Origin of the sequence: Piscinibacter sp. HJYY11, from assembly GCF_016735515.1 — a bacterium.
Lineage (GTDB): Bacteria > Pseudomonadota > Gammaproteobacteria > Burkholderiales > Burkholderiaceae_C > Rhizobacter.
Genome location: NZ_JAERQZ010000002.1, coordinates 506692 through 521472 on the forward strand (window position 1 = coordinate 506692; position 14781 = coordinate 521472).

The following is a 14781-nucleotide window of genomic DNA, read 5'->3' on the forward strand; positions in this document are numbered from 1 at the left end:
CAAGTCGGGGCTATAGCGCGCGAGCTGTTTGCCGATATCCGTCGGATCGGGCCGATCGTGCCCGCATTCACAGAAGGAGGTACCGCGTGCGCTGGTTTGAACGACTGAAACTTTCCCATCGACTGATCGCCTCGTTTGGCGTCGCCATCGTGCTGACGATGGCACTGGGCGCTGGCGCCGTGTGGCAGCTGGGGCGGGTCAACCACGTCGCGGCCGACCTGCAATCGCACTGGATGCCCTCGGTGCGCGCCGCGCTCGAATGGCGTGCCGACCTGCAGGCCATCCGCCTGGCCACGCTGCAGCATGCCACCGCTGCCAACGAGCGGGAGAAGCGCCGCCATACCGCCGTGGCAACGGCCGCGCTGGAGCTGTACGCGAAACATGCCGCCGAATTCGCCGCGCTCGCCACGATGGAAGAGCAGAAGACGCTGCTCGCCGAGCTGGGGCCGCTCAACGAATCGTTCATCAACGTGACCAAGCAGGTGCTCGAGGTGTCGAGCAAGGAAGGCAACGATGCGGCGATGGCGCTGCAGAACGAGGAGATGCGCCCGCGCGCCCAGCAGGTCGAAGGGCGCATGGACCGGCTGGTCCAGCTGAGCATCGAGGGCGGCAACGCGGCCGCGGCCAGCAGTGAGCGGGCCTACAAGATCAGCCGTGCGGTGCTCGCCGGCGGTGTGGTGCTGTCGGTGCTGCTGGGCCTGGGCCTCGCAGCCGCGGTAACGCGCTCGGTGCTGCGCCAGCTGGGCGGTGACCCGGCCGAAGTGGCCGCCGTCGTGGAGCGCGTGGCGTCGGGCGACCTCACGGTGCAGATCGCCACCCGCAAGAACGACCAGACCAGCCTGCTCGCGAGCATGCAGCGCATGGTGGGCAACCTGTCGGGCATCGTCTCGGGCGTGCGCATCGGCGCCGAGTCGATCTCGACCGCGTCGACCGAAGTGGCGAGCGGCAACCTCGACCTCTCGTCACGCACCGAGGCGCAGGCCGCCAACGTGCAGCAGACCGCCGCCACGCTGCATGAACTCAGCAGCACCGTGCGCAGCAACGCCGACGCCTCTCGCGATGCAACGACGATGGCCGCGAGCGCCTCGGAGATCGCCGAAAAGGGCGGCTCGGTGGTGGGCGAGGTGGTGCAGCAGATGGAGCAGATCACCACTGCCTCCAAGCGCATCGGCGAAATCATCGGCGTGATCGACGGCATCGCGTTCCAGACCAACATCCTGGCGCTGAACGCGGCGGTGGAAGCCGCACGTGCGGGCGAGCAGGGCCGTGGCTTTGCGGTCGTGGCCGCCGAGGTGCGCAGCCTGGCGCAGCGCTCGGCCGAGGCCGCCAAGGAAATCAAGGTGCTGATCCGCAACAGCGAAGAGCGCGTCGAAGCCGGCTCCACGCTGGCCAACGATGCGGGCCGCATCATGCAGGAGGTGGTGGCGTCGGTGCGCGAGGTGTCGGGCACGATCCGGGCCATCGCCGATGCGACGGTCGAGCAGTCGACCGGCCTCGAACAGGTGAACAGCTCGGTGTCGCAGATGGACAGCGCCACGCAGCACAACGCGGCGCTGGTGGAGCAGTCGTCGGCCGCGGCAGAGAGTCTCAAGCAGCAGGCGCAGGCGCTGAGCCAGGCGGTCAGCGCGTTCCGGATCGCCTGATCAGCGCACGACTTCGAGCAGGCGGTCCAGGCCGCCGGTGTTGATGGCGACCATCGCCTGCTCGCGCACCTTGGGCTTGGCGTGGTAGGCCACCGAGAGGCCGGCTTCGCCCATCATCGGCAGGTCGTTCGCACCGTCGCCCATCGCAATGCCCTGTGAAGGCTGGATGCCGAGCTGCGTGCAGGTGGCGAGGAACATCTTGCGTTTCTCTTCACCGTCGCAGATGTCGCCCCAGTGCTGGTCGACCATGCGGCCCGTGAGCGCGCCGTTTTCCACTTCGAGCACGTTGCTGCGCGTGAAGTCGATGCCGAGCCGGTCGCGCACGTTGTCGGTGAAGAAGGTGAAGCCGCCGGAGACCAGCAGCACCTTCATGCCCACCGCCTTGCAGGCTTGCACGAGTTCTTTCGCACCGGGGTTGAGCTGCAGGCGCTGGTCGAGCACCTGCTGCATCGCGCTCACCGGCACGCCCTTCAAGAGCGTCACACGCCGGCGCAGGCTCTCCTTGTAGTCGGTGATCTCGCCGCGCATCGCGGCCTCGGTGATCGCCGCCACCTCGGCCTTGCGGCCGGCGGCATCGGCGATCTCGTCGACGCACTCGATGTTGATCAGCGTCGAGTCCATGTCGAAGGCGATGAGCTTGAAGTCCGCGAGCTTGAGCGGCGGGGTGAAGCGCTGGATGACGAGGCCGGGGGCGAATTCTTGTGCGGACATGGACGCGGTTGTGGAGTTCAGGCGGGTTGCTTGGTGGTCGGGGTGCCGAGCGAGCGCAGCACGTCGCGGATGAGCTGGGCGCGGTCTTTCGGGTCAGGGGTCTGGCGCTCGATGCGCAGCTTCTCGTTGCCGGCCAGCTTGATGTGGCGGTTCTTCTGCACCAGCTCGATGATGCGCATCGCGTCGATCGGCGGGTTGGGGCGGAAGCTGATGACCATGGCCGAGGTGCCGGCGTCGATCTTGGACACGCCATACGGCTTGGCCAGTACGCGCAGGCGGTGCACGTCGAAGAGCGTCTGACCCTGCGGCGGCAGTTTGCCGAAGCGGTCGGTGATCTCTTCCAGCATCGCGTCGATCTGCTCGGTCTTGTCGGCGGTGGCGAGGCGCTTGTAGAGCGAGAGGCGGGTGTGCACGTCGCCGCAGTAGTCGTTGGGCAGCAGGGCCGGCGCGTGCAGGTTGATCTCGGTCGTTGCACTCAGCGGCGAGAGCAGGTCGGGCTCCTTGCCGGCCTTCAATGAGCGCACGGCCTCGGCCAGCATGTCGTTGTAGAGCTGGAAGCCCACCTCCATCATGTTGCCGCTCTGGTTGTCGCCCAGCACTTCGCCGGCGCCGCGGATCTCGAGGTCATGCATCGCGAGGTAGAAGCCGCTGCCGAGTTCCTCCATGGCCTGGATGGCCTCCAGGCGCTGGCCGGCCTGCTTGGTGAGGCTTTCCACATCGGGTACCAGCAGGTACGCATACGCCTGGTGGTGCGAGCGGCCGACACGCCCCCGCAGCTGGTGCAGCTGCGCGAGGCCGAACTTGTCGGCCCGGCTGATGACGATGGTGTTGGCGCTCGGCACGTCGATGCCGGTCTCGATAATGGTCGAGCACAGCAGGATGTTGTGGCGCTGGGCCACGAAGTCGCGCATCACCGCTTCGAGCTGGCGCTCGGGCATCTGCCCGTGGGCGACGGCGATGCGCGCCTCGGGCAGCAGTTCCTGCAGCTTCTCGCGCCGGTTTTCGATGGTCTCGACCTCGTTGTGCAGGAAGTAGACCTGGCCACCGCGCTTCAACTCGCGCAGCACCGCTTCGCGGATCACGCTCGAGCCTTCGGTGCGCACGAAGGTCTTGATGGCGAGGCGGCGCTGCGGGGCGGTGGCGATGACGGAGAGGTCGCGCAGGCCTTCGAGCGCCATGCCCAGCGTGCGGGGAATGGGTGTGGCGGTGAGTGTCAGCACGTCGACCTCGGAGCGCATGGCCTTGATCGCCTCCTTGTGGCGCACGCCGAAGCGGTGTTCCTCGTCGATCACCAAGAGGCCCAGGCGCTTGAACTTCACCTTGTCGCCGATGAGCGCGTGCGTGCCGACCACGATGTCGACGGTGCCGTCGGCCAGGCCTTCGAGCGTGGTCTTGACCTCCTTGCTGGAGCGGAAGCGCGAGATCTCGGCCACGCGCACCGGCCACTTGCCGAAGCGGTCGGCGATGTTCTGGTAGTGCTGCTCGGCCAAGAGCGTGGTGGGCGCGAGGATGGCCACCTGCTTGCCGCCGGTGACGGCGACGAAGGCGGCGCGCAGCGCGACCTCGGTCTTGCCGAAGCCCACATCGCCGCAGACCAGGCGGTCCATCGGCTTCGGGCTGACCATGTCCTGGATGACGGCGTGGATCGCGGCCTTCTGGTCGGGCGTTTCCTCGAAGCCGAAGCTCGCGGCAAAGGCCTCGTAGTCGTGCGGCGAGAAACGGAAGGCGAAGCCTTCGCGGGCAGCGCGCCTCGCATAGAGATTCAACAATTCAGCGGCCGTGTCCCGCACCTGCTCGGCGGCCTTGCGCTTGGCCTTTTCCCACTGGCCCGAGCCGAGCCTGTGCAGCGGCGCTTCTTCCGGGCTCACGCCGGTGTAGCGGCTGATGAGGTGCAGCTGCGAGACGGGGATCTTGAGCGTCGCCTTGTCGGCGTATTCCAGGATCAGGAACTCGCTCGGGCCATCGCCCAGGTCGATGTTCTCCAGGCCCACGTAGCGCCCGATGCCGTGGTTCAGGTGCACCACCGGGTCGCCGACCTTCAGCTCCGACAGGTCCTTGATCAGCGTGTTGACGTCGCTGGCCTGCTCCTGCTTGCGCTTGCGTCTTGCCGTGGGCGTCGTCGCGAAGAGTTCAGTCTCGGTGACGAACTGGATGTTCTTGTCGGGCTCGGTCCAGAAGAAGCCTTCGGCCATGGGCGCCACGGCAATCGCGTAGCGCTCGTCGCCGGCTTCGAACTCGGCCAGGCTCTTCACCGACGGCGGCTCGATCTTGTTGTCGCGCAGCAGCTCCAGGAGGCTCTCGCGGCGGCCTTCGCTCTCGGCGACGACCAGCACGCGGTGCGGCGTCGCCCCCAGGTGCAGTTGCAGGCGCTTGAGCGGATCGGGGGCGCCACGGTCCACGCTCAGGTCGGGCAGCGGGCGGGCCCAGTCGACCGGCTCTTTGCCGCGCACCGCGAGCACGGCATGCGCGTTGGCGAGCGTGAAGAAATCTTCGGGGCGCAGGAACAGGTCTTCCGGCGGCAGGATCGGCCGTTCCTTGTCGTGCTGCAGGAAGCGGTGACGCTCGCGGGTGTCGGTCCAGAAGCGCTTGAGCGCCTCGTCGATGTCACCGTGCAGTGCGACGGCGGCATTGGCGCCGAGGTACTCGAAGATCGGCGCGGTGCTGTCGAAGAAGAGCGGCAGGTAGTACTCGATGCCGGCGGTGGCGATGCCGGTGCCGATGTCCTTGTACAGCCGCACCTTGGTCGGATCGCCCTCGACCTTCTCGCGCCAGCGCGCGCGGAACTTGGCACGTGCCTCCTCGTCCATCGGGAACTCGCGGCCGGGCAGCAGGCGCACCTCGGGCACGGGGTAGAGGCTGCGCTGGCTGTCGGGGTCGAAGGTGCGGATGCTGTCGACCTCGTCGCCAAAGAGGTCCACCCGGTAGGGCACCAGCGAGCCCATGGGGAAGAGGTCGATCAGCCCACCGCGCACCGCGTATTCACCCGGCGACACGACCTGGCTCACATGCTGGTAGCCGGCGAGCGTGAGCTGCGCCTTCAGCGCCGCTTCGTTGAGCTGGGTCTTCTGCTTGAAGTGGAAGGTGTAGCCGGCGAGGAAGCTCGGCGGTGCGAGCCGCACGAGGGCGGTGGAGGCCGGCATCAGCACCACGTCGACCTCGCCCTGCTGGATGCGCCAGAGTGTGGCCAGGCGCTCGGAAATCAGGTCCTGGTGCGGCGAGAAGGTGTCGTAGGGCAGCGTCTCCCAATCGGGGAACACGGCCACCCGCAGTTCGGGCGCGAAGAAAGGCAGCTCGCCTTCGAGCCGCTGCGTGTCGGCCGGCTCGGCGGTGACGATGGCGGTGATGTGCCCTTGTGCCTTTTGCGCCTGCGCGAATCGCGCCAGCAGCAAGGCATCGGCCGAGCCGAGGGGGCGGGGCAGGGTGAAGCGTTTTCCAGGAGCGAGCGAGGGAATCTGCATGCAGGGACACGACACAAAACGAACACGCCCCGGTTGGGCGGTCCCCCGGGGCGATGCGAGGCCGAATTATAGAATTCGCACCCTTTTCAGCCTGCTGACATGAGCGCATCTCCTGCCGATCTGTATGCCTTGGTGCCCTGCGCTGGAATCGGCGAACGGGCCGGTGCGGGCGGGCCGAAGCAATACGCCGAGGTCGCGGGCAAGCCGATGGTGCAGCACACACTGGATGCGCTGGCACGGGTGACGCGACTGCGCCAGACCCTCGTGGTGCTGAGCCCGCGGGATGATCAGTTCCAACAGCACCTGTCTGGCACGACCGCCTGGGTCGCCAAGGTCGGCGGCACGAGCCGCGCGATGACCGTGGCCAACGGCCTGACCCACCTGCGCGAGCGCGGTGCACAGGCCGAGGACTGGGTGCTGGTGCACGACGCCGCGCGTTGCCTGGTGCAGCCCGCCTGGATCGATGCGCTGATCGATGCCTGCGTGAACGACCCCATCGGCGGCCTGCTCGCGCTGCCGCTCGCCGACACACTGAAGGCCGAGACGGCCGGCCGCGTGAGCGCCACCGTGGACCGCGCCCGCAAGTGGGCCGCACAGACTCCGCAGATGTTCCGCATCGGCCTGCTGCAGGACGCGCTGGCGCATGCCGGCGACGCCGTCACCGATGAAGCGAGCGCCATCGAAGCCCTCGGCCACGCGCCGCTGCTCGTGCCGTGCTCGATGGAAAATTTCAAGATCACCTGGCCGGCGGACTTCGCCCTGGCCGAACGTTTGTTGAGGACACGCCCATGACGCTCAAACCCCAAGTGCCGCGCTGGCGCATCGGTGAAGGTTGGGACACGCACGCGCTCGTGACGGGCCGCAAGCTCATCCTCGGCGGCGTGGAGATCCCGCACACGCACGGGCTGCAAGGCCATTCGGATGCCGATGCGCTATGCCACGCGATCACCGACGCGCTCTTCGGCGCGGCGGCACTGGGCGACATCGGCCGCCACTTTCCCGACACCGACCCTCAGTTCCGCGGCGCCGATTCGCTGGCGTTGCTGACCGAAGCAGGGCGGCGCGTGAAGGCCGCCGGCTGGATCATCGGCAACGTCGACAGCACCATCATTGCCCAGGCGCCCAAGATGGCGCCGCACATCCAGCCGATGCGCCAGCGCATCGGCATCGCGCTGGGCATTCCGGTGGAGCAGGTCAACGTGAAGGCCAAGACGGCCGAGAACATGGGCCCGGTCGGGCGCGGCGAATCGATCGAGGCGCGTGCGGTGTGCCTGATCGTGAAGGCCTGATCAGGGCCTCAGCTCAGAGCGACAGCACGTCGATCGTCGGCGGCACGAAGAAGCGCAGGGGCAGCAGGTCCATGCCCACGCCAGGCGTGACGAACACGCGTGCGTGGGGCAGCGTGTAGAGGCCTTGCTCGAAGCCTCCGCGGTTGTTGCGCTTGAGCATCTGCGTCGTCAGCAGCGGGATGTGGACCTGGCCGCCGTGCGTGTGGCCCGCCAGCACCAGTGCCGCCGTGCCCGGCGTCATGCGGATGGCCACGTCGGGGTTGTGCGTGAGCAGCACGCGTCGCGCGGTGGGGGCGGCGGGCGGGTCGATCTCCACGTGGCGCAGGTGCGTGACCGCCAGGCCGGCGTAGAGGTCGCCGATGCCGGCGAGCGTGCAGCGGCCGAGCGGCACGTAGCGGCTTTCGACGAGCTGCACGTTGGCAGCGCGCAGGGCTTCGCGCAGCTCTTCGGCCAGGGGCGGCCCCGGCATCTGCTCGTCGTGGTTGCCGAGCACGCCGAACACCGGGTACTTGATCTGCCGCAGCGGGGCGAAGGTCTTGGCCAGGTCGCGGGGCGGGCCGAAGGTCCAGTCGCCGGCGACCAGCACCGCGTCGATCGGCAGCGTGTTCAGGCGGTCGATCAGCCGCTGCAGGTCGTCGGCCCGGGTGAACTTGCCGAAGTGGATGTCGGAGATGAGCGCCACCTGCGCACCGCATTCGCGGCCGAGCACGGTTTCGCGCACTACCAGCCGCTGTGGCTCGATGAAGCGCGCCCAGGCCAGGGCGGCGCAGGCCAGCAACGCGGCGGCGCTCAGGAGGGCCAGCCGCTTGCGCCCGACGCGCAGTGCGCGAACCGCGTGCCAGGCCAGCCAGCCGATGAGCGGCCACAGCGCCCACAGGCCCCAGTACAGGCTCAGGTGCCACAGCGAGTGGCGCTCGTAGCCGCGCGAGTACCAGGTGTCGCGGAAGTCATTCCAGACCAGCAGCACGAAGAGCGTGCCCACCGCGGCGAGCGCCACGATGGCCGCGCGCCACTGGAGGCTGATCGGGGAAGGCTCGGCCCGTGGGTGTGTCAGACGGCCCGCTCGCCTCATGGCGCCTTTTTCAAGCGCACATGGGCCACGAGCCCCCCGTCCATCGCATTGGCCAGCTCGAAGCTGCCGCCCATGCGCGCGACCGATTTCTCCACGATCGCGAGGCCCAGGCCGGCGCCGGTGGCCGCCGTGCGCGCCGCGTCGCCGCGGAAGAAGGGCGTCGTCAGCTGCTTGAGCTTCTCGGGCGCCACGCCTGGGCCATGGTCGCGGACCGACAGGATCACCCACGGCCCGGTGCGCGCATAGCTCACCTGCACACGGGCGATGCCGGTGTCGGTGGAGCGGCCGTAGCGGCGCGCGTTCTCGAAGAGGTTCTGGAACACACGCCCGAGTTCCACCTCGTCGGCCATCACCTTGGCATCGATCGCCACGCGCGAGCTGATGCGGATCTGGCTCGGGTCGCGGAAGCCCTGCATCTCGCGCTCGACCAGGCTCGACACGTGCACCGGCACCAGCTTGGTCTCGCCAGGGCGGGCGTAGTCCATGAACTTGTCGATGATGGCGTCGAGCTGGTCGATGTCCATCGCCATGTTCTTCTTGGCTTCTTCGTCCTGCACGCTCATCTCGGCTTCGAGCCGCAGGCGCGCCAGCGGCGTGCGCAGGTCGTGCGAGATGCCGGCGAGCATGACCGCGCGGTCTTCCTCCACCTTGGCCAGCTCGCGCGCCATGCGGTTGAAGCCCATGTTGACCTGGCGGATCTCGCTCGTGAGCGTGTTCTCGTCGAGCTGCGATTCGTATTCGCCGTCGCGGATGCGGCTGGCGGCAAACGACAGGTCGCGCAGCGGCTGGTTGATGAGGCGCGCGATCGCGGCCGAGCCGAGCACGGTGGCGAGCAGGGCGATCGTCACCCACAGCGCCCAGCTGCTGCCGGCCATCATGCGGACCTTGGTCGGGTCGGCCTGCAGCCAGTAGGCGTCTTTCTCGACCGAGAAGCCGACCCACAGCCCGGCGATGCCGTTGACCGAGCCGGCCACCACCGTGTCGGCGCCCAGGCGCGAGTGCAGCTCGTCGCTGATGGTCTTGGAGAAACGGTCGCCCTCGAAGGGCTCCCATTTGTCGTTGGGCTCGCGCGGCACGATCTTCACCGCCTCCGACGTGGCCATGGTCTTGACCAGCGTGACGCGGTTGATGTCGTCCACGTACTTCATCGAGGCCCGCGACAGGTTGACGAGGCTGGCCACCTGCTGCGCCTGCTGCACCGCGCGGGGCTCGAATTCGAGCGCGCGAAAGGTTTGCACCCACGCGAACACCCCACCCAGCAGCAGGATCGCGAGCAGGAAGAACGTGCGCCAGAAGAGGCTCAGCGCAACGGCCTTGCGTGGCACGAGATCCGGCAGCCCGTCGGGTACCGTGGGCGCAAAAAAAGGCCCCGACTTGGAGCCTTTGCCCGGCTTTTTCCGGTCAGGCCGCGCCATCAGGGACGAAGACATAGCCCACGCCCCACACGGTCTGGATGTAGCGAGGTTGAGAGGGGTCCGGTTCGATCATCTTGCGCAGGCGCGAGATCTGCACGTCGAGGCTGCGGTCGAAGGGCTCGAACTCGCGGCCGCGGGCCAGCTGGGCCAGCTTGTCGCGGCTCAGGGGCTGGCGCGGGTGGCGCACCAAAGCCTTGAGCATCGAGAACTCGCCGGTGGTGAGCGCGATCTGCTCGCCGTCCTTCGAGAGGCGGCGCAGGGCCAGGTCGAACTCGAAGGGGCCGAAGGTGACCGTCTGCGCGTCTTTCGCCGGTGCGCCCGGTGCTTCCATCGCCGGGCGGCGGCGCAGCACGGCGTGGATGCGGGCGAGCAGCTCGCGCGGGTTGAAGGGCTTGGGCAGGTAGTCGTCGGCGCCGACCTCGAGGCCGACGATGCGGTCGACGTCTTCCACCTTGGCGGTGAGCATGATGATGGGCGTCACGTCGTTGGCGGCGCGCAGGCGCCGGCAGATCGACAGGCCGTCTTCGCCGGGGAGCATGAGGTCGAGCACGATCAGGTCGACGGTCTCGCGGGTCAGCACGCGGTTGAGCGCCTTCGAGTCTTCGGCCAGCAGCACCTCGAAGCCTTCCTGCGTCAGGTAGCGGCGCAGCAGGTCGCGGATGCGGGCATCGTCGTCCACCACGACGACGCGGTCGGGGCGGGCATTGGGCGTAGGCGTCATGGTGGGGCGTCTCCGTATTTGTAACAGCGGCGATTGTGATCAGGTTTACCTATGGTTTTCGGGGCGCCTGACCACCTGTTACAAATCTATGACGCCCGGGCCGAGAGGGGAAGCAAAGCTTTGTGAAGCCCTTGCGGCGTGTCGGCCAACACACGGCGGGCAACGTTAGGCGGCACATGAGCACGACCCTTCCCGCTCGACTCTCGTCGGCCGATGCCCGGCACTTGTTGGGGCGCACCGGCTTCATGCCGTCGCCGGCTGAAGTCTCGGCGTGGGTTGGGCTCGCGCCGGCCGATGCCGTCGATCGCTTGCTCACCGGCGCGCGGCGCAGCACACCGCGGCATGCGGCGCCCGCCTTCACGCGAGAGCCCATCCGCACGCCCTATGGCCGGCTGCCCGACGAAGACGCGCGCCGTGCCGCCCGCCAGCAGGCGCGGGCGGACATCGTCTCGCTTGCCGCGTGGTGGCTGCAGGAGATGCGCGAGAGCCCCGCGCCGCTCGCCGAGCGGATGACGCTCTTCTGGCACAACCATTTCGCCACCTCGATGCAGAAGGTGCAGCAGGCACAGGGCATGTTCGTGCAGCACCAGCTGCTGCGGCAGCACGCGCTCGGGTCCTTCCGCGAACTGCTGCATGGCGTGGCGCGCGACCCCGCGATGCTGGTCTACCTCGATGGGGCGGCCAACCGTGTCGAAGCGCCGAACGAGAACTTCGCGCGCGAGGTCATGGAGCTCTTCACGCTCGGCGAGGGCCACTACGTCGAGCAGGACATCCGCGAGGCAGCCCGTGCCTTCTCGGGCTGGACGGTCAACCGTGAAGAGTGGACGGCGCAGTTCCGCCCGCGCCTGCACGACAACGGCGAGAAGACGCTGCTCGGCCGGCGGGGCCGTTTCGACGCCGGCGCCGCGCTCGACGTGATGCTCGACCAGGCCGCGGCACCCGCCTTCATCGTTGGCAAGCTGTGGCGCGAGTTCGTGTCGCCGACGCCCGATGCGGCGGCGGTCGAACCGATCGCGCAGCGGTTTCGCAGCAGCGGCTGGCGCATCGATGCAGCCGTGCGCGAGCTGCTGTTGAGCGACGCGTTCTGGGCGCCGGCCAACCGGGCGGTGCTCGTCAAATCGCCGGTCGAGCTGGCGATCGGCGCGCTGCGCCAGTTCGAGATCCAGCTCGACAGCGCCTTGCCGCTGGTGGCGGTGACCTCGCGCCAGGGGCAGATGCTCTTCGACCCGCCCAACGTGAAGGGCTGGCCCGGCTACACCGCGTGGATCACGAGCACGAGCCTGCTCGACCGCAAGCGTTTCACCGAGCGGCTTTTCCGCGCGCTGGAAGCCGGCGACGAGGGCGCGATGATGAACGCCAACGCAAGCCCCATGGTGCGCGAGCTGATGCAGGAGGCGCGGGCCCGCGAACGCCGTGCCTTGCGCCAGGCGCGCATGGAGGCTCCGGCCGGGCAGAGCTTCGGCATGCGATTCGATGCCGAGTCGTGGCTCAAGCCGCTGGGCGCGTCGCCCGACCGCGAACCGGACGGTGCGGCGCGCGAGAAGCTCGTCGAGGCCGTGCTGTCGGCGCCACCGGTGCAGCCGGTCCCGGCCGGCACGGTCGGGCTGTCCTACCTGCGGGCGCTGAGCCTCGACCCGGTCTACCAATTGAAGTGAGGCTGCCAATGATCGATCGACGACAACTCCTCGCGCTCGGCGGCCTGGCGTTCCCGGCACTGGGCTGGGCCCAGTCGGCCGCGTCAGCCGCCGGCCGGGTGCTGGTGCTGGTGGAGCTGAAGGGCGGCAACGACGGCCTCAACACCGTCGTGCCCTACGCCCACCCGACCTATGCGCAGCTGCGCCCGAGCCTCGCGCTGAAAGCCGATGAGGTGCTGCGGCTCGACGGTGCGCTCGGCCTGCACCCGTCGCTCGCGCCGCTGATCCCGATGTGGGAGAAGCGTGAGCTCGTCGTGCTGCTCGGCTTGGGCTACCCGCAGCCGAACCTGTCGCACTTCCGCTCCATCGAGATCTGGGACACCGCCTCGCGCGCCACCGAGTACCTCGACGAAGGCTGGGTCGCCCGCGCGATGTCGGCCGGCCTGCGGCAGAGCCAGCGCCACACCACCGAGGGCGTGGCCATCGGCAGCGCGAGCCTCGGGGCGTTGAGTGGTGCCAACGCGATCTCGCTCACCAACGCCGAAGCCTACGTCAACCAGGCCCGGCTGCTGCGGCCGGCGAATGCGCAGGGCAACGCGGCGCTCGAGCACGTGCTGCGTGTCGAATCGGGCGTGTTGCAGGCGGCCGATGGCCTGCGCGGCCAGGCGGTGACGATGGCGACCGAATTCCCGCCGCACACCTTCGGCCAGGCGGTGCGCGCCACCTGCCAGATCGTGGCCGGACAGAAGGGCCGGGGCGGCGTGCCGGTGTTCCACCTCACGCACGGGAGCTTCGACACGCACCGAGGCCAGCTGGGCACGCATGCCAACCTGCTCAAGCAGCTGGCCGAAGGCCTGGCCGCGCTGAAGGCCGGGCTCGAGCAGGCAGGCGCGTGGGAGCGCACGCTCGTCGTCACGTATTCCGAATTCGGCCGGCGCGCGCGGCAAAACCAGAGCGGCGGCACCGACCACGGCACCGCCGCGCCCCACTTCGTGCTAGGCGGGGCGGTGAAGGGCGGCACGGTGATCGGCACCATGCCCGACCTCGACCGGCTCGACGGCAGCCAGAACCTCGTCCACACCGCGGACTTCCGGCAGCTCTATGCGACCATCGCGCGCCGCTGGTGGGGGGTGAACCCCGAGCCGGTGGTGCGCGGCACTTTCGACCTGTTGCCCTTCCTCGAAGTTTGATGAAAAGGAGCTTTTTGCATGACCCGCACATCCGTCCTCGCCATGACCCTTGCCGCTGCGCTTGCGACCTCCACGGCATGGGCCGACCAGCCCGCGCCGCAGAACGTGGTGGGCTTGTCGGCGAGCTCGAGCATCCAGGTCAACAACGACGTGCTGAGCGTCACCCTGTCGACGACGCGTGACGGCGCCGAGGCAGGGGTTGTCCAGTCACAGCTCAAGCAGGCGCTGGATGCGGCGCTGGCCGAGGCCAAGAAATCCGCCAAGCCGGGCCAGATCGAGCTGCGCACCGGCAACTTCTCGCTCTTCCCCCGCTATTCCAACAAGGGTGTCATCACCGGATGGCAGGGCACGGCCGAGCTGTCGATCGAGGGCAGGGACATCCCCGGCATCGCGCAGCTCACCGGCCGCATCACCACGATGACCATCGCGCGCGTGGGCACGTCGCTGTCGCGCGAGCAGCGCGAGAAGGTGGAAGGCGAGGCCACGGCCGAAGCCGTGGCGCGCTACAAGGCGAAGGCCGCCGAGTCGGCACGGCTCTTCGGCTTCACCGGCTACACCCTGCGCGAGGTGCAGGTCAGCAGCAACGAGCCGCCGATGTATGCGGCCGCGCCGATGATGCGGGCGAAGGCGATGTCGGATGCGTCCGAGTCGCTGCCCGTCGAGCTGGGCAAGGGCACCGTAACGGTCACTGTCAACGGTACGGTGCAACTGACCAAGTAGAGCCAGCAACGCGGCGCTCACATCAATTAACACCCTTGGAGCCGGCTTGCCGGTCCAACGGGTGGCGCCCGTTGGGGGCAGGAGCGAAGCGACTGGGGGGCTCGGTTACTGGGCGACCCAGCCGCCGTCGACGTTCCAGGCCACGCCGCGGATCTGGTCGGCGGCCGGTGAGCTCAGGAACACTGCCAGCTCGCCCAGCTGCTCGGGCGTCACGAACTGCAGTGACGGCTGCTTTTCGCCCAGCAGCTCGACCTTGGCCTTCTCGACCGAGATGCCTTCGCGCGCGGCGCGGTCGTCGATCTGCTTCTGCACCAGTGGCGTCAGCACCCAGCCCGGGCAGATGGCATTCGACGTGATGCCCGTCGTGGCGGTCTCCAGCGCGATCGACTTGGTGAAGCCCACGATGCCGTGCTTGGCCGCCACGTAGGCCGACTTCTGAGCCGAGGCCACGAGGCCGTGCGCCGAGGCGATGTTGATCACGCGGCCCCAGTTCTTCTTGCGCATGCCGGGGATGGCGAGGCGCGTGGTGTGGAAGGCGGAGCTGAGGTTGATGGCGATGATGGCGTCCCACTTGGCGACGGGAAAGTCTTCCACCGGCGCCACGTGCTGGATGCCGGCGTTGTTGACGAGGATGTCGACGCCGCCGAAGTCTTTCTCCGCGTAGGCCATCATGGCCTCGATCTCGGCGGGCTTGCTCATGTCGGCCCCGTGGTAGCCGGCCTTGACGCCGAGCGCGGCGACCTGGGCCTTGGCCGTCTCGTACTCCCCGAAACCATTGAGCACCACGTTGGCGCCCTGGCGCGCGAGGCACAGCGCCACACCGAGGCCGATGCCGCTGGTGGAGCCGGTGACGAGAGCAGTTTTCCCTTTCAGCATGGTCGAACCTCCGATTGAAATACAGTGCGTCGAATCTTAGAGCCGCAACACC

Annotated in this window: 12 protein-coding genes; 6 read left to right on the forward strand and 6 right to left on the reverse strand. The window is 68.4% G+C overall.

All coding sequences use genetic code 11. From position 1 onward, the window contains the following. Positions 1–86: 86 nt before the first annotated feature. Positions 87–1643, forward strand: a complete 1557-nt coding sequence (locus tag JI745_RS25930; RefSeq protein WP_201813407.1) for a methyl-accepting chemotaxis protein — start codon at positions 87–89, stop codon at positions 1641–1643. Here JI745_RS25930 and serB read toward each other — a convergent pair whose 3' ends face one another. Continuing rightward, the gene (gene serB / locus JI745_RS25935) at positions 1644–2354 is read right to left on the reverse strand and encodes a phosphoserine phosphatase SerB (RefSeq protein WP_201813408.1); all 711 of its coding nucleotides are present in this window, start codon (positions 2352–2354) and stop codon (positions 1644–1646) included. It lies immediately after the preceding gene. 17 nt (positions 2355–2371) lie between these two features. Next, on the reverse strand, positions 2372–5812 hold the full coding sequence (gene mfd / locus JI745_RS25940) for a transcription-repair coupling factor (RefSeq protein ID WP_201813409.1): 3441 nt from the start codon (positions 5810–5812) through the stop codon (positions 2372–2374). 99 nt (positions 5813–5911) lie between these two features. Between mfd and ispD the strand changes: the two genes are divergently transcribed. Next, positions 5912–6604 carry a 2-C-methyl-D-erythritol 4-phosphate cytidylyltransferase gene (gene ispD / locus JI745_RS25945; protein ID WP_201813410.1) on the forward strand — a complete coding sequence of 231 codons (693 nt, stop codon included), beginning with the start codon at positions 5912–5914 and terminating at the stop codon, positions 6602–6604. Continuing rightward, on the forward strand, positions 6601–7101 hold the full coding sequence (ispF, locus tag JI745_RS25950; protein ID WP_201813411.1) for a 2-C-methyl-D-erythritol 2,4-cyclodiphosphate synthase: 501 nt from the start codon (positions 6601–6603) through the stop codon (positions 7099–7101). The genes ispD and ispF overlap by 4 nt, the downstream gene beginning before the upstream one ends. Positions 7102–7114: 13 nt before the next feature. Here ispF and JI745_RS25955 read toward each other — a convergent pair whose 3' ends face one another. The 3 genes from JI745_RS25955 to ompR all read right to left on the reverse strand — a co-directional run bounded on the left by JI745_RS25955 (position 7115) and on the right by ompR (position 10309). Beyond that, positions 7115–8173 carry a metallophosphoesterase gene (locus JI745_RS25955; RefSeq protein ID WP_201813412.1) on the reverse strand — a complete coding sequence of 353 codons (1059 nt, stop codon included), beginning with the start codon at positions 8171–8173 and terminating at the stop codon, positions 7115–7117. Continuing rightward, a complete protein-coding gene (locus JI745_RS25960) occupies positions 8170–9498 on the reverse strand; it encodes an ATP-binding protein (protein ID WP_310738777.1) in 1329 nt (442 codons plus the stop codon). The genes JI745_RS25955 and JI745_RS25960 overlap by 4 nt, the downstream gene beginning before the upstream one ends. A gap of 76 nt (positions 9499–9574) precedes the next feature. After that, positions 9575–10309, reverse strand: coding sequence for a two-component system response regulator OmpR (gene ompR / locus JI745_RS25965; protein WP_201813413.1), 735 nt, complete (start codon positions 10307–10309; stop codon positions 9575–9577). 176 nt (positions 10310–10485) lie between these two features. On the opposite strand from ompR, the gene JI745_RS25970 reads away from it, so the two are divergent. From JI745_RS25970 to JI745_RS25980, 3 genes are read left to right on the forward strand one after another with little or no spacing between them, the layout of a single operon-like run. After that, positions 10486–11964: a DUF1800 family protein gene (locus JI745_RS25970; RefSeq protein WP_201813414.1), complete on the forward strand. Its 1479-nt coding sequence runs from the start codon at positions 10486–10488 to the stop codon at positions 11962–11964. Positions 11965–11975: 11 nt separating this feature from the next. Next, on the forward strand, positions 11976–13133 hold the full coding sequence (locus JI745_RS25975) for a DUF1501 domain-containing protein (protein WP_404932867.1): 1158 nt from the start codon (positions 11976–11978) through the stop codon (positions 13131–13133). Between the two features lie 18 nt (positions 13134–13151). Next, the gene (locus JI745_RS25980) at positions 13152–13853 is read left to right on the forward strand and encodes an SIMPL domain-containing protein (RefSeq protein ID WP_201813416.1); all 702 of its coding nucleotides are present in this window, start codon (positions 13152–13154) and stop codon (positions 13851–13853) included. A 105-nt stretch (positions 13854–13958) separates the two neighbouring features. On the opposite strand, the gene JI745_RS25985 is transcribed toward JI745_RS25980, so the two are convergent. Beyond that, a complete protein-coding gene (locus tag JI745_RS25985; protein WP_201813417.1) occupies positions 13959–14729 on the reverse strand; it encodes a 3-hydroxybutyrate dehydrogenase in 771 nt (256 codons plus the stop codon). Positions 14730–14781 lie beyond the last annotated feature (52 nt).